We start from the raw sequence: 18,833 nt of genomic DNA on the forward strand, positions 1-18,833 counted from the left end.
CCTCTCCTGACAGGAGAGGGGATAAAATGTAGGAAACCTCTAAAAACTGCCCCGAGGTGCAGACAGTTTTTAAAGGTTCCTTCGCGAGCCCAAGACAACATAAGAGCTCGCAGGTGAACCCCGGCACGTACGTGTTGTACGTGGTAGTTTCTACGGCGAAAGTAAGCATAAAAATGCTTAAGGGATCACGATGCAGAACGGCGCAATGAAAGCCTGGCTGGACTCTTCTTACCTCTCTGGTTCAAACCAGAGCTGGATAGAACAGCTCTATGAAGACTTCTTAACCGATCCTGACTCAGTGGACGCAAACTGGCGTTCCATGTTCCAGCAGTTACCTGGCACTGGAGTCAAACCGGATCAATTCCATTCCAAAACACGTGATTATTTCCGTCGTCTGGCGAAGGATGCCTCACGTTACTCTTCTGCGATTTCCGACCCTGACACCAATGCGAAGCAGGTTAAAGTCCTGCAGCTTATCAACGCTTATCGCTTCCGTGGTCACCAGCATGCGAATCTCGATCCGCTGGGACTGTGGAAACAAGATCGTGTGGCGGATCTCGATCCGGCGTATCACGATCTGACCGAGGCCGATTTCCAGGAAAGCTTTAACGTAGGTTCCTTTGCCATCGGCAAAGACACGATGAAGTTGGGCGAGCTGATTGACGCGCTCAAGCAAACCTACTGCGGCTCCATCGGCGCGGAATATATGCACATCACCTCTACAGAAGAGAAACGCTGGATCCAGCAGCGCATCGAATCTGTGGCGGGCCACGCGAATTTCTCTGCTGAAGAGAAAAAACGCTTCCTCAGCGAACTGACCGCAGCAGAAGGCCTTGAGCGCTATCTGGGCGCGAAATTCCCGGGTGCGAAACGCTTCTCGCTGGAAGGCGGCGACGCGCTGGTACCTATGCTGAAAGAGCTGATTCGTCACGCGGGCAAAAGCGGTACCCGTGAAGTGGTGCTGGGTATGGCGCACCGCGGTCGTCTGAACGTACTGGTCAACGTGCTGGGTAAAAAACCGCAGGACCTGTTCGACGAATTCGCGGGCAAACATAAAGAACACCTCGGCACCGGTGACGTGAAGTACCACATGGGCTTCTCGTCTGATATCGAAACCGAAGGCGGTCTGGTTCACCTGGCGCTGGCGTTTAACCCGTCACACCTGGAAATCGTGAGCCCGGTGGTTATCGGTTCTGTACGTGCGCGTCTGGATCGTCTGGACGAGCCGAGCAGCAACAAAGTTCTGCCAATCACCATTCACGGTGACGCGGCGGTCACAGGGCAGGGCGTGGTTCAGGAAACGCTGAACATGTCCAAGGCGCGTGGTTACGAAGTGGGCGGTACCGTTCGCATTGTTATCAACAACCAGGTGGGCTTCACGACCTCTAACCCACTGGATGCGCGTTCTACCCCGTACTGCACCGACATCGGTAAGATGGTTCAGGCGCCGATCTTCCACGTTAACGCGGATGACCCGGAAGCCGTGGCGTTCGTTACCCGTCTGGCGCTGGACTACCGTAACACCTTCAAACGCGATGTGTTCATCGACCTGTTCTGCTACCGCCGTCATGGCCACAACGAAGCTGACGAGCCAAGTGCAACGCAGCCGCTGATGTATCAGAAAATCAAAAAACACCCGACGCCACGCAAAATCTATGCTGACAAGCTGGAAGGCGACAACGTGACGACGCTGGAAGATGCGACCGAAATGGTCAACCTCTACCGCGACGCGCTGGATGCGGGTGAATGCGTAGTGAAAGAGCTGCGCCCGATGAACATGCACTCCTTTACCTGGTCGCCGTACCTCAACCACGAGTGGGATGAGAGCTACCCGAATAAGGTAGAGATGAAGCGCCTGCAGGAGCTGGCTAAACGCATCAGCACCGTACCAGACGCTATCGAGATGCAGTCTCGCGTAGCGAAAATTTATGCTGACCGTCAATCAATGGCGGCGGGCGAGAAGCTGTTCGACTGGGGCGGGGCGGAAACACTGGCTTACGCAACGCTGGTTGATGAAGGCATTCCTGTTCGTCTGTCCGGTGAAGATGCGGGCCGTGGCACCTTCTTCCACCGTCACGCGGTAGTTCACAACCAGACTAACGGTTCAACCTATACTCCGCTGCAGCATGTCCATAACGGTCAGGGTCAGTTCAAGGTATGGGACTCCGTCCTGTCTGAAGAAGCGGTACTGGCATTCGAATACGGCTACGCCACCGCGGAACCGCGCACCCTGACTATCTGGGAAGCGCAGTTCGGTGACTTCGCCAACGGTGCCCAGGTCGTTATCGACCAGTTCATCTCGTCCGGCGAGCAGAAATGGGGCCGTATGTGTGGCCTGGTGATGCTGCTGCCACACGGATACGAAGGTCAGGGTCCGGAGCACTCCTCTGCTCGTCTGGAACGTTATCTGCAGCTCTGCGCTGAGCAGAACATGCAGGTCTGCGTGCCGTCTACTCCGGCTCAGGTCTACCACATGCTGCGTCGTCAGGCGCTGCGCGGTATGCGCCGTCCGCTGGTGGTCATGTCGCCAAAATCCCTGCTGCGCCACCCGCTGGCGGTGTCCAGCCTGGACGAACTGGCGAACGGCACCTTCCTGCCTGCCATCGGTGAGGTTGACGAACTGGATCCGCAGGCCGTTAAGCGTGTTGTGATGTGTTCTGGTAAGGTTTATTACGACCTGCTGGAACAGCGCCGTAAGAACGACCAGAAAGATGTCGCCATCGTGCGTATCGAACAGCTTTATCCATTCCCGCACCAGGCGGTGCAGGAAGCGTTGAAACCGTATGCTCACGTGCATGATTTTGTCTGGTGCCAGGAAGAGCCGCTCAACCAGGGCGCCTGGTACTGCAGTCAGCATCATTTCCGTGAAGTCATTCCATTTGGGTCTGCCCTGCGTTATGCAGGTCGCCCGGCCTCCGCCTCTCCGGCGGTAGGGTATATGTCCGTTCACCAGAAGCAGCAACAAGATCTGGTCAATGACGCGCTGAACGTCGATTAATTAAAGGATACATAATGAGTAGCGTAGATATTCTTGTTCCCGACCTGCCTGAGTCCGTAGCAGATGCGACCGTCGCCACCTGGCACAAAAAACCGGGCGATAGCGTTAAGCGCGATGAAGTGCTGGTAGAAATCGAAACTGACAAAGTGGTACTGGAAGTACCGGCTTCAGCGGATGGCATTCTGGATGCAGTCCTGGAAGACGAAGGGACAACCGTAACCTCCCGTCAGATCCTGGGTCGCCTGCGTGAAGGCAACAGCGCGGGCAAAGAGTCCAGCGCGAAGTCTGACGAAAAAGCGTCTACCCCAGCCCAGCGTCAGCAGGCCTCTCTGGAAGAGCAAACTAACGACGCGCTCAGCCCGGCGATCCGTCGCCTGCTGGCCGAGCACAACCTGGATGCGGCTGCCATTAAAGGCACCGGTGTCGGTGGTCGTCTGACCCGTGAAGATATCGAGAAGCACCTGGCGAAAGCCCCTGCTCAGGCAGAAGCTAAAGCGCCAGCAGCGGCAGCGGCAGCGGCGCCGGCAGCACAGCCTGCGCTGGGTGCCCGTAGCGAAAAACGCGTGCCGATGACTCGCCTGCGTAAGCGTGTGGCTGAGCGTCTGCTGGAAGCGAAAAACTCCACCGCGATGCTGACCACCTTCAACGAAGTGAATATGAAGCCAATCATGGACCTGCGTAAGCAGTACGGTGACGCGTTTGAAAAACGTCACGGTATCCGTCTGGGCTTTATGTCCTTCTACGTGAAAGCGGTTGTTGAAGCGCTGAAACGCTACCCGGAAGTTAACGCCTCTATCGATGGCGATGACGTGGTTTACCACAACTACTTCGACGTCAGCATGGCAGTCTCTACGCCACGTGGTCTGGTTACCCCGGTTCTGCGTGATGTCGATACTCTGGGTATGGCTGACATCGAGAAAAAGATTAAAGAGCTGGCTGTAAAAGGTCGCGACGGCAAGCTGACCGTAGACGATCTGACCGGCGGTAACTTCACCATTACCAACGGCGGCGTTTTCGGTTCACTGATGTCTACCCCGATCATCAACCCGCCGCAGAGCGCGATCCTGGGTATGCATGCCATTAAAGATCGTCCAATGGCGGTAGACGGCAAAGTGGAGATCCTGCCAATGATGTATCTGGCACTCTCTTACGATCACCGTCTGATCGACGGCCGCGAGTCCGTGGGCTTCCTGGTTGCCATTAAAGAGCTGCTGGAAGATCCAACGCGTCTGCTGCTGGACGTCTAGTTTTAGCAGTCTTGCCCGGCGGCGCGTTGTCTGCCGGGCCTACAAAAGCACTACCTAACGATTACCTGAAGGATGGATAGAACACATGAACTTACATGAATATCAGGCCAAACAGCTGTTTGCCCGGTATGGCTTACCGGCTCCGGTGGGTTATGCCTGTACTACCCCGCGTGAAGCAGAAGAAGCCGCATCTAAAATCGGTTCCGGCCCTTGGGTAGTTAAGTGTCAGGTTCACGCTGGTGGCCGTGGTAAAGCGGGCGGTGTGAAGGTTGTTAAGAGTAAAGAAGAGATTCGTGCGTTTGCTGAACATTGGCTCGGCAAGCGTCTGGTAACGTACCAGACAGATGCGAACGGTCAGCCTGTCAACCAGATCCTGGTTGAAGCTGCAACTGACATCGCGAAAGAACTGTACCTGGGCGCGGTTGTTGACCGTAGCTCCCGTCGTGTGGTGTTCATGGCGTCTACCGAAGGCGGCGTGGAAATCGAGAAAGTGGCAGAAGAGACGCCACACCTGATCCACAAAGTGGCGATCGATCCGCTGGCAGGCCCAATGCCTTACCAGGGCCGTGAGCTGGCGTTCAAATTGGGTCTGGAAGGCAAGCTGGTTCAGCAGTTCACCAAGATCTTCATGGGTCTGGCCACCATCTTCCTGGAGCGCGACCTGGCGCTGATCGAGATCAACCCGCTGGTCATCACCACTCAGGGCGACCTGATCTGCCTCGACGGCAAACTGGGCGCTGACGGCAACGCACTGTTCCGCCAGCCGGATCTGCGTGAAATGCGCGACCAGTCTCAGGAAGACCCGCGTGAAGCGCAGGCTGCACAGTGGGAACTGAACTACGTGGCGCTGGATGGCAACATCGGCTGCATGGTTAACGGCGCAGGCCTGGCGATGGGCACCATGGACATCGTTAAGCTGCACGGCGGTGAGCCTGCAAACTTCCTCGACGTGGGCGGTGGCGCAACCAAAGAGCGTGTAACCGAAGCGTTCAAAATCATCCTCTCTGATGACAACGTCAAAGCCGTGCTGGTTAACATCTTCGGCGGTATCGTGCGTTGCGACCTGATCGCAGACGGTATCATCGGTGCGGTAGAAGAAGTGGGTGTTAACGTCCCGGTTGTGGTGCGTCTGGAAGGTAACAACGCTGAACTCGGCGCGAAAAAACTGGCTGACAGCGGCCTGAATATTATTGCAGCGAAAAGTCTGACGGATGCAGCTCAGCAGGTTGTTGCCGCAGTGGAGGGGAAATAATGTCAGTTTTAATTAATAAAGATACCAAGGTTATCTGCCAGGGCTTCACCGGTAGCCAGGGGACTTTCCACTCCGAACAGGCGATTGCCTACGGCACGCAGATGGTTGGTGGCGTAACGCCAGGTAAAGGCGGCACCACGCACCTGGGCCTGCCGGTATTCAACACCGTGCGCGAAGCAGTTGAAGCGACGGGCGCGACCGCGACCGTTATTTACGTTCCGGCTCCATTCTGCAAAGACTCGATTCTGGAAGCGATTGACGCGGGCATCAAGCTCATCATCACCATCACCGAAGGTATCCCGACGCTGGATATGCTGACCGTGAAAGTGAAGCTGGATGAAGCGGGCGTGCGCATGATCGGCCCGAACTGCCCGGGCGTTATCACCCCAGGCGAATGCAAAATCGGCATCATGCCGGGTCACATTCACAAACCGGGTAAAGTGGGTATCGTCTCCCGTTCCGGTACGCTGACCTACGAAGCGGTTAAGCAGACTACCGACTACGGTTTCGGCCAGTCCACCTGTGTGGGCATCGGTGGTGACCCTATCCCAGGTTCTAACTTCATTGATATCCTGAAAATGTTCCAGGAAGATCCGCAGACCGAAGCGATCGTGATGATCGGTGAAATCGGCGGTAGCGCAGAAGAAGAAGCGGCTGCGTATATCAAAGAACATGTGACCAAGCCGGTGGTCGGTTATATTGCAGGTGTGACAGCGCCGAAAGGTAAGCGTATGGGTCACGCAGGCGCGATTATCGCAGGCGGTAAAGGTACGGCTGATGAGAAATTCGCCGCGCTGGAAGCCGCAGGCGTGAAAACCGTTCGCAGCCTGGCGGATATCGGCGAAGCACTGAAATCCATCATTAAGTAAATCCTCTCTGCTCCCTGTAAAAGGGAGCGTTGAAGTAATAAGTGTCCGTTTCGACATGGTTGGCCGCTGTAAAGCGGCCTTTTTTAATGCCTGCGTTTCGCGACCAGCGTGAATTTGTAATCGTCGCTGTTAAACACGTTACGGCTGTATTCAAACACCCGCCCATCCTTCAGAAAGCCGCGTGACACCTTTTCCAGTATCGGTTTTGCCGGATCCAGCGCCAGCGCGTCGATCGCCTCCTGAGAGGGCATGATCGGAACCAGTTCCTGTTCACTGCGATCGATAACCATTTTCTTGATCTGTTCGATGTAGTGATATTTGGAATTTTCCATCACCTCCCAGGTGAGGTCGGCGAACATCGCCAGCGGCATCCACGTCTCTTCCAGATTCACCGGTTTTTGCTTAATAAAGCGGACCCGTTTGACATGCCACACTTTGTCATCCGGGCGAATGTTAAGCGTCTCAGCCAGTTTCACATCCGCTTTGATCACTTCGAATGTTTTTACGTCGCTGTGGGTATCGACGTTTCGGTCCGCCAGTTTTTCATAAAAGCCGGTAAGCCGATAAATGTCGTAATTGACGCGCTCCTCTCTCACATAGGAACCGCTGCCCTGAATGCTCTCGATAATCTGCTCTTCAGTGAGGAGCTTCAGTGCCTGCCTCACCGTGACGCGACTGACGCTAAATGTCTCCTGCAGGCTGGATTCCGTCGGTAACGCGTCACCGGGTTTTAACTCGCCGGCGGTAATTTTCTCGCGAAGCGCATCCGCTATCTGCCGGTACATCGGTTTATTGCCCATGTCGTCTGCCTTCTAATACCTTTTCACGGAATTATGCCTCCAGCACAGAATTTGTAAATAATACAAATTAAATACAAATTGTTGGTGTTAGTGAAAATGATCACATAAAGGTATTAGTTTGTCTGTCACAATTGCTCCGGAATAATTCCCCTTGAGTGTGAGGATCCTGATGAACCTGACGACCCTGACCCATCCCGACGCTGTCTGCGTGCAGGCGCAGTACACCAGTCGTGATGAAGCAATACGCCAGCTCACGATGCGGCTGGTGACGCTCGGCAAAATTACCGACGGCAATGCGTTTTTAACCGAAGTCTTTCATCGGGAATCGCTAGGCCCTACCGCGCTCGGCGAAGGGCTGGCAGTCCCGCATGGTAAATCAGCGGTGGTGAAAGAGGCGGCTTTTGCCGTAGCCACCCTGCGTGAACCGCTGAACTGGGAAGGCGTGGATGGCCCGGAAAATGTCGAGCTGATTTTCCTGCTTGCCATTCCGCCGACTGAAGCTGGCTCAACCCATATCCAGGTGCTGACGGAACTTACTTCTCGTCTGGCGGATGAAACTCTTCGGGCGCGCGTCATGGCGGCTACCACGGCAGCAGCGCTACTCGCCGCGCTGGACGATGCGCCACAGGAAGATGACGTTGTCGCGTTCGTGGATGCGCCAACCATCGTTTGTGTAACTGCATGCCCCGCCGGCATTGCGCATACCTATATGGCCGCTGAGTATCTGGAAAAAGCGGGGCGTAAGCTTGGCGTAAACGTGGTGGTGGAAAAGCAGGGGGCGAACGGTATCGAAGGGCGGTTGACCGCGCAGCAGTTACGCACTGCGCAGGCCTGTATCATTGCCGCAGAAGTGGCCCTCAAAGAGAGCGAGCGTTTTCAGGGTATCCCGACGCTGTCCGTGCCGGTCGCGGAACCGCTTCGCCATGCCGAAGCGCTTATTAAGCGTGCGTTGGCCTTACCCCCCGAGGGAACGCATCGCCATGTGCAAACCGGCAATGATGTGAGCAAAAGCCTTAAAACGGAGCTTAAGCAGGCCCTGCTCAGCGGTATTTCCTTTGCCGTGCCGCTGATTGTGGCGGGAGGCACGGTGCTGGCCGTCGCGGTATTGCTGGCACAGATGTTGGGATTACAGCATCTGTTTGAGCAAGAGAACTCATGGCTGTGGATGTATCGCAAACTCGGCGGGGGGATGTTAGGCACGTTAATGGTGCCGGTACTGGCCGCGTATACCGCCTACTCGCTGGCAGATAAACCTGCTCTGGCGTCGGGTTTTGCGGCCGGTCTTGCCGCCAATATGATCGGTTCAGGTTTTTTAGGGGCGATTGCAGGTGGCCTGATTGCCGGCTATCTGATGCGCTGGGTGAAAAACCATATCCGTCTGAGTCAGCGCTATAACGGTTTTTTAACCTATTACCTCTACCCGGTGATTGGCGTGCTGGGCGCGGGCAGCCTGATGCTGTTCGTGATCGGCGAGCCGGTCGCGTGGATCAACACCTCCCTCACGGCATGGCTTAACGGGCTCTCCGGTGCCAATGCGCTGCTACTGGGCACTCTGCTCGGTTTTATGTGCTCGTTCGATTTAGGGGGACCGGTCAACAAAGCGGCCTATGCGTTCTGTCTGGGGGCCATGGCCAACGGCGTTTACGGGCCGTATGCCATTTTTGCTTCCGTCAAAATGGTCTCGGCTTTTACCGTCACGGCTTCAACCATGCTGGCACCGCATCTCTTTAAACCGTTTGAAATCGAAACCGGCAAGTCGACGTGGCTGCTGGGCCTTGCGGGGATCACCGAAGGGGCAATTCCGATGGCCATTGAAGATCCGCTGCGGGTGATTGGCTCGTTTGTTGTTGGCTCGATGGCAACAGGGGCGATTATCGGTGCAATGGGCATCGGGTTGTCTACGCCGGGAGCGGGCATCTTCTCTCTCTTTTTACTGCATGACGCGGGGATGGGTGGCGCGATCGCGGCGGCAGGCTGGTTTGGCGCTGCGCTGGGGGGAACGACGCTCTCTACGCTCATCTTACTGTTCTGGCGACGTCAGGGCGTAAAAAAAGGCAAATACCTGACGGAAGACGTCACGCCATAAATTCATTTACAGGAAACGAAGATGAAAGCTGTATCTCGCGTTCATATCACGCCACATATGCACTGGGACCGTGAGTGGTATTTCACCACCGAAGCGTCACGGATCCTTTTGGTCAATAACATGGAGGAGATCCTGACCCGTCTGGAGCAGGACGAAGAGTATAAATACTACGTTCTTGATGGACAGACCGCGGTACTGGAGGATTACTTCGCCGTCGTGCCGGACAACCGGCCCCGGATAAAAGCGCTGGTTGAGCGCGGAAAGCTGATTATCGGGCCGTGGTATACCCAGACCGACACCACGATAGTCAGCGGCGAATCGATCGTTCGCAATCTGATGTATGGGATGCGCGACTGCATGGAATTTGGTGAGCCGATGAAAATAGGGTATCTGCCGGATTCGTTTGGCATGTCCGGGCAACTTCCGCATATCTATAACGGCTTTGGTATCACCCGCACGCTGTTCTGGCGCGGATGTTCTGAGCGTCACGGCACCGATAAAACAGAATTTTTATGGCAGAGCGCAGACGGCAGCGAAGTTACGGCGCAGGTACTACCGCTGGGCTACGCGATTGGTAAGTACTTACCGGAGGATGAAGCGGGGCTGCGTAAACGGCTCGATACCTGGCTTACATTGCTGGAGAACGCTTCCGTGACGAAAGAGATTCTGCTGCCTAACGGTCACGACCAGATGCCCCTCCAGCAGAACATTTTCGCGGTGATGGATACCCTTCGAAAGATTTACCCGCAGCGGAAATTTGTGATGAGCCGGTTTGAGGAGGTCTTTGAACATACTGAAGCGCACCGTGACGAACTGGCGACGCTGAAAGGGGAGTTTATCGACGGCAAATACATGCGTGTACACCGGACAATCGGCTCCACACGGATGGACATCAAAATTGCCCATGCCCGCATTGAAAACAAAATCGTGAATATCCTCGAACCGCTGGCGGCCCTCGCCTGGATGCTGGGCTTCGAGTATCACCACGGTTTGCTGGAGAAAATGTGGAAAGAGATCCTCAAGAATCATGCTCACGACAGCATTGGCTGCTGCTGCAGCGACAAAGTGCATCGTGAGATTATGGCCCGGTTTGCGCTCGCTGAAGACATGGCCGATAACCTCACGCGTTTCTCGATGCGCAAGATTGTCGACAATATGCCGCAAAGCGAGGCCGACAAGCTGGTGATGTTCAATCTGATGCCCTGGCCCCGTGAAGAGGTGATTAACACCACCCTTCGTCTGCGCGCGAGCCAGTTCCGGTTGCGGGATGATAAAGGCAATGAGATCCCCTGTTTTATTCGCCGCGCCCGGGAAATTGACCCGGGGCTGATTGACCGGCAAATCGTGCACTATGGTAATTACGATCCGTTTATGGAGTTTGATATCCAAATCTGTCAGATCCTGCCCGCGATGGGATACCGCACGCTTTACATCGAGCCCCAGGCTCCTGAAAAGAGGCTTCCCGCGAGGGCAAAAACGGATGCTCTGCTGGAAAACGCCTTCTGGCAAATTGATATAAATGACGATGGCACGCTGCGCCTGCGTGATAAAGAATCCGGACTTATTTATGACCGCGTACTGGAAATTGAAGAGGGGTCGGATGATGGCGATGAGTACGACTACTCGCCTTCCCGGGAAGAGTGGCGGCTCACTTCAGCGCACGGGCAGCATCATGTTGAGGTGATACAGGAAGCCTGGCAGAGCAGGGCGGTGATCCAGCATCGCATCGCCGTTCCGGCAAACCTGGCCGAGCGGTCGGCCCGCCTGCGCAATGGCGCTCTTGCGGTGGAATTTGAGGTTACACTCAGCCATAACAGCAGGCGTGTAGATGTTGTGGCGCGTCTGGATAATCAGGCTGACGATCACCGGGTCCGCGTGCTTATCCCGACGCCGTTTATGACGGAGCAGGTACTGTCAGATACGCAGTTTGGCTCCATAACGCGCCCGGTTCGCGATGACGCGATGGCTAACTGGCAAGAAGAGGGCTGGAAAGAGGCACCGGTTCCCGTCTGGAATTTACTTAACTACGCCGTGCTGCAGCAGAAACGAAACGGGCTTGCCCTGTTCACAGAAGGGTTACGCGAATTTGAAGTGGTCGGGGAGGCAGAAAAAGCGTTTGCTCTGACCCTTCTACGCGGTGTGGGCGTGCTGGGAAAGAAAGATTTGCTGTTGCGCCCGGGCCGACCGTCCGGCATAAAAATGGCCGTTCCGGACTCGCAGCTTCGGGGCAGGCTCGATTGCCGTTTTAGCCTTCTGAGTTTTAGCGGCTCTCCCGAGAACGCCGGCGTTGCTCAGCAGGCGAAAGCGTGGCTTACCCCCGTCCAGTGTTATAACAAAATCCCCTGGGATGCCATGAAGCTTAACCGTGCGCCGTTCAGCACGCCGGACAGATACAGCCTGCTGACCCTTTCGCCGACAGGCTGTGTTATGAGCGCGATAAAAAAGGCGGAGGATCGGGACGCGCTTATCCTTCGTCTGTTCAATCCGTCGGAATCTGTGTCCTGTGATGCCTCTTTATCGTGGAATCAGACCCTTAAAGGCTGTTGCGAGACGGATTTAAATGAACAGGTGCTGGCAGGCAGGGGAGAAGAAAAGGGCATTACGGGCCTGTTCAGGCCTGGGCAATCGCGGACTTTTAGCCTGAAAACGGAAAGGTAGCGTCTGAAGTGAACAAAAGGCTGCACGCAGGGCAGCCTTTTTTATTGAATAGTCACATTGAGGTGTTAATTTTAAGCGTGTCGCAGGTAAAATAAATGTAATTATCTGCGGCTGTCGTCGCATAATGGAAAAAAAACGCGCTGACGACTACCTTTATACGTTAACGCGAATGTAAAGATGCGTTGTTCTTCAGCGTTAAAATAAATCACGTCTGTTTATATTCTTTCTTGCTTTTGATAACTCCAAATATCTCGTCGTACACATAGCATTAACAAGGTTTTTACCATTCACACCACATTTAAACATGGTTAACAGAAACGGTGCTTTTTGATTTAAATCAAAGTTTAATCCTTGGAAAAAGGTGTCGAAAGGCGGTAAATTGTCCCCGATCAAAATGGCTGAAAAGTGGTAATTTTGCTATAAATTGATCGCCGTCGAAAAACGTAAATGTGATTCAATAAAAACCTGTTTATTGTAAGGGTTTTGCAGCGTATTATATTTGCGGGATCAATTTGAGTTTTTTATTAACGTATTTGTAACCTATCGTCATTGCTTTTATCCTTTCTCAGGCTAAGCGCGACGACATGGATGCGAATAATTTGTATTGGGGCATGTGTGTGAATCCTTTTCTAACGGGGTTCACTCTCGGAGTCTTCATGCGATGAGCAAGGAGTCATGATGTTAGATATAGTCGAACTGTCGCGCTTACAGTTTGCCTTGACCGCGATGTACCACTTCCTGTTTGTGCCACTAACGCTCGGTATGGCGTTCCTGCTGGCCATCATGGAAACGGTCTACGTCCTCTCCGGCAAACAGATTTATAAAGATATGACCAAGTTCTGGGGCAAGTTGTTTGGTATCAACTTTGCACTGGGCGTGGCTACCGGTTTGACCATGGAGTTCCAGTTCGGGACTAACTGGTCTTACTATTCTCACTACGTTGGGGATATCTTCGGTGCGCCGCTGGCCATTGAAGGTCTGATGGCCTTCTTCCTCGAATCCACCTTTGTAGGTCTGTTCTTCTTCGGTTGGGACCGTCTGGGCAAAGTCCAGCATATGGCGGTGACCTGGCTGGTGGCACTCGGTTCGAACCTGTCCGCACTGTGGATCCTGGTCGCGAACGGCTGGATGCAGAACCCTATCGCGTCTGATTTCAACTTCGAAACTATGCGTATGGAGATGGTCAGCTTTGCCGAACTGGTGCTGAACCCGGTCGCACAGGTTAAATTCGTTCACACCGTGGCGTCTGGCTATGTGTGCGGTGCGATGTTTGTACTGGGCATCAGCTCTTACTACATGCTGCGTGGTCGTGACTTCGCGTTTGCTAAGCGCTCCTTTGCTATCGCTGCAAGCTTCGGTATGGCTGCAATCCTCTCTGTTATCGTGCTGGGTGATGAATCCGGTTACGAAATGGGTGACGTGCAGAAAACCAAACTGGCCGCTATCGAAGCCGAATGGGAAACCCAACCCGCGCCTGCTGCCTTTACTCTGTTCGGTGTTCCCGACCAGGATGCACAGGAAAACCGCTTCGCCATTCAAATTCCTTACGCGCTCGGCATCATTGCTACCCGCTCCGTCGACAAGCAGGTGACGGGTCTGAAAGAGCTGATGGTGCAGCATGAAGGCCGTATCCGTAACGGTATGAAAGCCTACGCGCTGCTGGAGCAGCTGCGTGCGGGTTCTACCGACCAGGCCGTGCGTGACCAGTTCAACGATGTGAAGAAAGATCTGGGTTACGGTCTGCTGCTGAAACGCTATACCCCGAACGTCTCCGACGCGACGGAAGCGCAGATCCAGATGGCGACCAAAGACTCCATTCCACGCGTGGCGCCACTGTACTTCGCATTCCGTATCATGGTGGGCTGCGGCATCATCATGCTGCTGATCATTGCGGCGTCCTTCTGGTCCGTGATTCGTAACCGCATCGGTGAGAAAAAATGGCTGTTGCGTACCGCGCTGTATGGTATCCCACTGCCGTGGATTGCTATCGAATCCGGCTGGTTTGTTGCGGAATATGGCCGTCAGCCATGGGCGATCGGTGAGGTGCTGCCAACGGCGGTAGCGAACTCCTCTCTGACTGCAGGCGATCTGATCTTCTCCATGCTGCTGATTTGTGGTCTGTACACCCTGTTCCTGGTGGCTGAACTGTTCCTGATGTTCAAGTTCGCGCGCCTTGGCCCAAGCAGCCTGAAAACCGGTCGCTATCACTACGAGCAGTCCGGTGCGACTACTCAGCCGGCACGCTAAGACAGGAGTCATCAAATGATCGATTATGAAGTATTGCGTTTTATCTGGTGGCTGCTGGTCGGTATTCTGCTGATCGGTTTCGCAGTCACTGACGGTTTCGACATGGGGGTGGGGATGCTCACCCGTTTCCTCGGTCGTAATGACACCGAGCGTCGAATCATGATTAACTCCATCGCCCCGCACTGGGACGGTAACCAGGTGTGGCTGATCACCGCAGGCGGCGCGCTGTTCGCTGCCTGGCCGATGGTCTACGCGGCTGCGTTCTCCGGTTTCTATGTGGCGATGATTCTGGTGCTGGCTTCTTTATTCTTCCGTCCGGTTGGTTTCGACTACCGTTCCAAGATTGAAGACACCCGCTGGCGCAACATGTGGGACTGGGGCATCTTCATTGGTAGCTTCGTTCCACCGCTAGTGATTGGCGTGGCGTTCGGTAACCTGCTGCAGGGTGTACCGTTCCACATCGATGAATACATGCGTCTTTACTACACCGGTAACTTCTTCCAGTTGCTGAATCCGTTTGGTCTGCTGGCAGGCGTGGTGAGTGTGGCAATGATCATTACTCAGGGTGCGACCTATCTGCAGATGCGTACCGTAGGTGAATTGCATCTTCGCTCTCGTGCAACGGCGCAGGTTGCTGCGCTTATTACCCTGGTGTGCTTCGCACTGGCCGGCGTATGGGTGATGTACGGTATCGACGGTTATGTCATTACGTCTGCAATTAACCACACGGCACCGTCTAACCCGCTGACGAAAGAAGTGGCGCGTCAGGCTGGCGCGTGGCTGGTGAACTTCAACAATATGCCTGTTCTGTGGGCTATTCCGGCTCTGGGTGTGTTGCTGCCGCTGCTGACGATACTGACGTCACGTCTGGAAAAAGGTGCCCTGGCATTTGTATTTTCCTCACTGACGCTGGCGTGCATTATTCTGACTGCAGGTATCGCGATGTTCCCATTCGTCATGCCGTCCAGCACGATGATGAATGCAAGCCTGACCATGTGGGATGCAACGTCCAGCCAGCTGACGCTTAACCTGATGACGTATGTTGCTTGCGTGTTCGTACCGATTATCCTGCTGTACACCGCCTGGTGTTACTGGAAAATGTTCGGTCGTATCACGAAAGAAGATATTGAAAGCAACACTCATTCTCTGTACTAAGTAAGGAGCTGAATATGTGGTATTTCGCATGGATTTTAGGGACGCTTCTTGCCTGTGCATTTGGTGTCATTACTGCCCTGGCGCTTGAGCACGTCGAAGCGTCTAAAGCAGGTGAAGACAAACACTAATGAACATTATCGCGACGCTTTACGCGGTAATGGATAAGCGCCCGTTAAGGGCGCTTTCTTTAGTGATGGCATTACTGCTGGCAGGTTGTATCTTCTGGGACCCTTCGCGCTTTGCAGCGAAGACCAGCGAGCTTGAGATCTGGCACGGCTTCCTCATTATGTGGGCGGTGTGCGCAGGTGTGATCCACGGCGTAGGCTTTCGTCCGAAAGCGGTGCACTGGCAGGGGATTTTCTGCCCACTTATCGCCGATCTGGTGCTTCTCGCTGGCTTGATTTTCTTCTTCTTCTGAATAAGAAATGTCCGTTAATGATATGGGCTTACCCTGGCCCATAAAAATTTACTCTCCGTTTACTTTCTCCCATTCCAAACCATCTTTCCCGCGCGTATAGTAGCGAAGTTTAAAAGCTCTAACTTTTGTTGCATTACCGGGATGTAAAGTGAATACAACGCTGTTTCGATGGCCGGTTCGTGTCTATTACGAAGATACCGATGCCGGGGGTGTGGTTTACCACGCCAGCTACGTTGCTTTTTATGAACGGGCACGCACAGAGATGCTGCGCCATCATCACTTTAGTCAACAGGAGCTGTTGGCTGAGCGAGTTGCCTTCGTGGTTCGCAAGATGACGCTTGAGTATTTTGCGCCTGCCAGACTCGACGATATGCTCGAAGTCCAAACTGAAATTACATCAATGCGCGGAACCTCAATGGTTTTCACGCAGCGGATAGTCAATGCAGAAAATACGGTACTGAACTCAGCTGAAGTCCTGATCGTCTGTGTTGATCCAACCATAATGAAGCCTCGTGCGCTTCCTAAGTCTATTGTCGCGGAGTTTAAGCAGTGACTGACATGAATATCCTTGATTTGTTCCTGAAGGCAAGCCTTCTGGTTAAACTTATCATGTTGATTTTGATTGGTTTTTCAATCGCATCCTGGGCCATCATCATCCAGAGAACGCGTATCCTCAATGCGGCTGGCCGTGAAGCAGAAGCGTTTGAAGATAAGTTCTGGTCGGGTATTGAGCTTTCTCGTCTGTATCAGGAAAGCCAGGGACGCCGTGATAACCTCGTAGGCTCCGAACAGATTTTCTATAGCGGATTCAAAGAGTTTGCTCGTTTGCATCGCGCAAACAGCCACGCGCCCGAAGCGGTCGTGGAAGGTGCCTCGCGTGCGATGCGTATCTCCATGAATCGCGAGCTGGAAAACCTTGAAACGCATATTCCTTTCCTGGGGACCGTTGGTTCCATCAGCCCGTATATCGGTCTGTTTGGTACGGTCTGGGGGATTATGCACGCCTTTATCGCCCTGGGGGCGGTGAAGCAGGCGACGTTGCAGATGGTTGCCCCGGGTATTGCAGAAGCACTGATTGCGACCGCTATCGGTCTGTTTGCGGCGATCCCGGCGGTTATGGCTTACAACCGTCTGAACCAGCGCGTGAATAAACTGGAACTGAACTACGACAACTTTATGGAAGAGTTCACCGCGATTCTGCACCGTCAGGCGTTTACCAGTACCGAGAGTAACAAGGGGTAAACCATGGCCAGATCGCGTGGACGAAATCGTCGCGAGCTCAAGTCCGAAATCAATATCGTTCCACTGCTGGACGTTCTGTTGGTACTGCTGCTGATCTTCATGGCGACAGCACCCATCATTACCCAGAGCGTGGAGGTTGATCTGCCGGATGCGACAGAATCACAGGCGGTAAGCACCAATGACGATCCTCCGGTCATCATTGAGGTTTCCGGTGTAGGGCAATACAGCGTAGTGGTAGAAAAAGATCGTATGGATCAACTGCCACCTGAGCAGGTTATTGCTGAAGCGCAGCGACGCCTGGAGTCAAATCCGAAAACGGTCTTCTTAATCGGTGGCGCGAAAGACGTACCATACGATGAAATTATTAAAGCGCTGAACTTGCTACATAGCGCGGGCGTTAAGTCAGTTGGCTTAATGACTCAGCCTATTTGATCATCTGCGTAGTTTTTGGGAACCGATAGTGTCAAAGGCAACCGAACAGAACGACAAGCTTAAGCGAGCGATAATCGTCTCCGCAGTGCTGCACGTTATTCTTTTTGCAGTGCTGATCTGGAGTTCGTTCGACGAGCACATTGATGCATCATCGGGCGGCGGTGGAGGCTCTTCCATTGACGCCGTCATGGTGGATCCCGGTGCGGTAGTGCAGAACTATAACCGCGAGCAACAGCAGAAGGCGAGTGCAAAACGGGCTGAAGAGCAGCGTGAAAAACAGGCGCAACAGCAAGCGGAAGAACTGCGTGAAAAGCAGGCCGCTGAGCAGGAGCGACTGAAGCAGCTTGAGAAAGAACGTTTGCAGGCGCAGGAAGCGGCGAAAGAGCAGGCGGAACAGCAGAAGCAAGCTGAAGAGGCCGCGAAGAAAGCTCAGGAACAGCAGAAGCAGGCGGAAGAGGCGGCAGCCAAAGCCGCGGCGGACGCGAAAGCACAAGCTGATGCCCAGGCAAAATTAGCGGCGGAAGCAGCGAAGAAAGCCGCAGCCGATGCTCAGAAGAAAGCTGAAGCCGAAGCGGCGAAGAAAGCCGCTGCTGATGCTCAGAAGAAAGCTGAAGCGGAAGCGGCAAAAAAAGCTGCTGCTGATGCTCAGAAAAAAGCTGAAGCGGAAGCCGCGAAGAAAGCCGCTCAGGAAGCAGAGAAGAAAGCTGCTGCCGATGCTGCGAAGAAAGCGGCTGCTGCCGAGAAGGCTGCAGCAGAAAAAGCGGCCGCTGCTGAAAAAGCCGCAGCAGAGAAGAAAGCCGCCGCCGAGAAAGCGGCTGCTGACAAAAAAGCTGCAGCAGAAAAAGCTGCTGCCGATAAGAAAGCAGCTGCAGAGAAAGCCGCCGCCAAAAAAGCGGCCGCCGCTGAGAAAGCCGCGGATGCCGCTGGCGTTGACGATCTCCTGGGCGACCTGAGTTCTGGTAAGAATGCGCCGAAAGCGGGCGGTGGTGCGAAAGGAAACAATGCAGCACCAACAGGAAGTGGTAACACTAAGAGTAACGGTGCTTCTGGTGCAGAAATCAACGGTTATGCCGCGCAGATTAAATCCGCTATCGAAAGCCGATTCTATGATGCGTCTTCCTACACCGGTAAAACGTGCACGCTGCGTATAAAACTGGCGCCGGATGGCATGCTCCTTGATATTAAGTCCGAAGGTGGCGATCCCGCTTTATGTACTGCAGCACTTGCCGCAGCGCGGCAGGCTAAGATGCCTAAGCCGCCGTCACAGGCAGTCTACGAAGTCTTTAAAAATGCACCGCTGGACTTCAAACCTTAAGTTACATTTTCCCCGTGCAAACGGGGAAAAATAGACCAGGGTTAGTCACAGGGTTTAGTAGTTTTGTCTATTTGGGTTTGTTAACATTCTGCTAAATTATCGTGGGTAAGGTTA

Annotated in this window: 15 protein-coding genes; 14 read left to right on the forward strand and 1 reads right to left on the reverse strand. The window is 54.0% G+C overall.

Annotation, left to right across the window (positions count from 1 at the left end):
* The first annotated feature begins 190 nt into the window (after nucleotides 1-190).
* The 4 genes from sucA (at nucleotide 191) to sucD (ending at nucleotide 6,366) form a co-directional block, all read left to right on the forward strand.
* Nucleotides 191-2,998 carry a 2-oxoglutarate dehydrogenase E1 component gene (sucA, locus tag AM379_RS14570; RefSeq protein WP_014169171.1) on the forward strand — a complete coding sequence of 936 codons (2,808 nt, stop codon included), beginning with the start codon at nucleotides 191-193 and terminating at the stop codon, nucleotides 2,996-2,998.
* 14 nt (nucleotides 2,999-3,012) lie between these two features.
* Nucleotides 3,013-4,245, forward strand: coding sequence for a 2-oxoglutarate dehydrogenase complex dihydrolipoyllysine-residue succinyltransferase (gene odhB, locus AM379_RS14575; RefSeq protein WP_032677698.1), 1,233 nt, complete (start codon nucleotides 3,013-3,015; stop codon nucleotides 4,243-4,245).
* Nucleotides 4,246-4,330: 85 nt separating this feature from the next.
* The gene (gene sucC, locus AM379_RS14580) at nucleotides 4,331-5,497 is read left to right on the forward strand and encodes an ADP-forming succinate--CoA ligase subunit beta (RefSeq protein ID WP_006809579.1); all 1,167 of its coding nucleotides are present in this window, start codon (nucleotides 4,331-4,333) and stop codon (nucleotides 5,495-5,497) included.
* Nucleotides 5,497-6,366: a succinate--CoA ligase subunit alpha gene (gene sucD / locus AM379_RS14585; protein ID WP_014169173.1), complete on the forward strand. Its 870-nt coding sequence runs from the start codon at nucleotides 5,497-5,499 to the stop codon at nucleotides 6,364-6,366. The genes sucC and sucD overlap by 1 nt, the downstream gene beginning before the upstream one ends.
* Nucleotides 6,367-6,449: 83 nt before the next feature.
* On the opposite strand, the gene AM379_RS14590 is transcribed toward sucD, so the two are convergent.
* A complete protein-coding gene (locus AM379_RS14590) occupies nucleotides 6,450-7,166 on the reverse strand; it encodes a GntR family transcriptional regulator (RefSeq protein ID WP_032677699.1) in 717 nt (238 codons plus the stop codon).
* Nucleotides 7,167-7,335: 169 nt separating this feature from the next.
* On the opposite strand from AM379_RS14590, the gene mngA reads away from it, so the two are divergent.
* From mngA to tolA, 10 genes are all read left to right on the forward strand, one after another.
* Nucleotides 7,336-9,252: a PTS 2-O-a-mannosyl-D-glycerate transporter subunit IIABC gene (gene mngA / locus AM379_RS14595; protein ID WP_032677700.1), complete on the forward strand. Its 1,917-nt coding sequence runs from the start codon at nucleotides 7,336-7,338 to the stop codon at nucleotides 9,250-9,252.
* Between the two features lie 21 nt (nucleotides 9,253-9,273).
* Nucleotides 9,274-11,910 carry a mannosylglycerate hydrolase gene (gene mngB / locus AM379_RS14600; RefSeq protein ID WP_032677701.1) on the forward strand — a complete coding sequence of 879 codons (2,637 nt, stop codon included), beginning with the start codon at nucleotides 9,274-9,276 and terminating at the stop codon, nucleotides 11,908-11,910.
* Nucleotides 11,911-12,588: 678 nt separating this feature from the next.
* A complete protein-coding gene (cydA, locus tag AM379_RS14605; RefSeq protein WP_020884962.1) occupies nucleotides 12,589-14,157 on the forward strand; it encodes a cytochrome ubiquinol oxidase subunit I in 1,569 nt (522 codons plus the stop codon).
* Between the two features lie 15 nt (nucleotides 14,158-14,172).
* Entirely contained in the window at nucleotides 14,173-15,312 is a 1,140-nt protein-coding gene (gene cydB, locus AM379_RS14610; RefSeq protein ID WP_014169180.1) for a cytochrome d ubiquinol oxidase subunit II, read from the forward strand.
* Between the two features lie 14 nt (nucleotides 15,313-15,326).
* Entirely contained in the window at nucleotides 15,327-15,440 is a 114-nt protein-coding gene (cydX, locus tag AM379_RS14615; protein ID WP_014169181.1) for a cytochrome bd-I oxidase subunit CydX, read from the forward strand.
* Complete coding sequence (gene ybgE / locus AM379_RS14620) at nucleotides 15,440-15,730, forward strand: cyd operon protein YbgE (protein ID WP_010428735.1); 291 nt, start codon at nucleotides 15,440-15,442, stop codon at nucleotides 15,728-15,730. Before cydX ends, ybgE begins: the two co-directional genes overlap by 1 nt.
* Nucleotides 15,731-15,878: 148 nt before the next feature.
* Nucleotides 15,879-16,283 (forward strand): tol-pal system-associated acyl-CoA thioesterase, encoded by a 405-nt coding sequence (ybgC, locus tag AM379_RS14625; protein ID WP_014169183.1) that lies wholly within the window; start codon nucleotides 15,879-15,881, stop codon nucleotides 16,281-16,283.
* Nucleotides 16,280-16,972: a Tol-Pal system protein TolQ gene (tolQ, locus tag AM379_RS14630; protein ID WP_014169184.1), complete on the forward strand. Its 693-nt coding sequence runs from the start codon at nucleotides 16,280-16,282 to the stop codon at nucleotides 16,970-16,972. The genes ybgC and tolQ overlap by 4 nt, the downstream gene beginning before the upstream one ends.
* A gap of 3 nt (nucleotides 16,973-16,975) precedes the next feature.
* Complete coding sequence (gene tolR, locus AM379_RS14635; RefSeq protein ID WP_014169185.1) at nucleotides 16,976-17,404, forward strand: colicin uptake protein TolR; 429 nt, start codon at nucleotides 16,976-16,978, stop codon at nucleotides 17,402-17,404.
* Between the two features lie 28 nt (nucleotides 17,405-17,432).
* Nucleotides 17,433-18,719, forward strand: coding sequence for a cell envelope integrity protein TolA (gene tolA, locus AM379_RS14640; protein WP_025204649.1), 1,287 nt, complete (start codon nucleotides 17,433-17,435; stop codon nucleotides 18,717-18,719).
* The last annotated feature ends 114 nt before the right edge of the window (nucleotides 18,720-18,833 follow it).

The sequence above is a fragment of the Enterobacter cloacae complex sp. FDA-CDC-AR_0132 genome, assembly GCF_003010695.1.
Classification (GTDB): Bacteria; Pseudomonadota; Gammaproteobacteria; order Enterobacterales; family Enterobacteriaceae; genus Enterobacter; species Enterobacter ludwigii.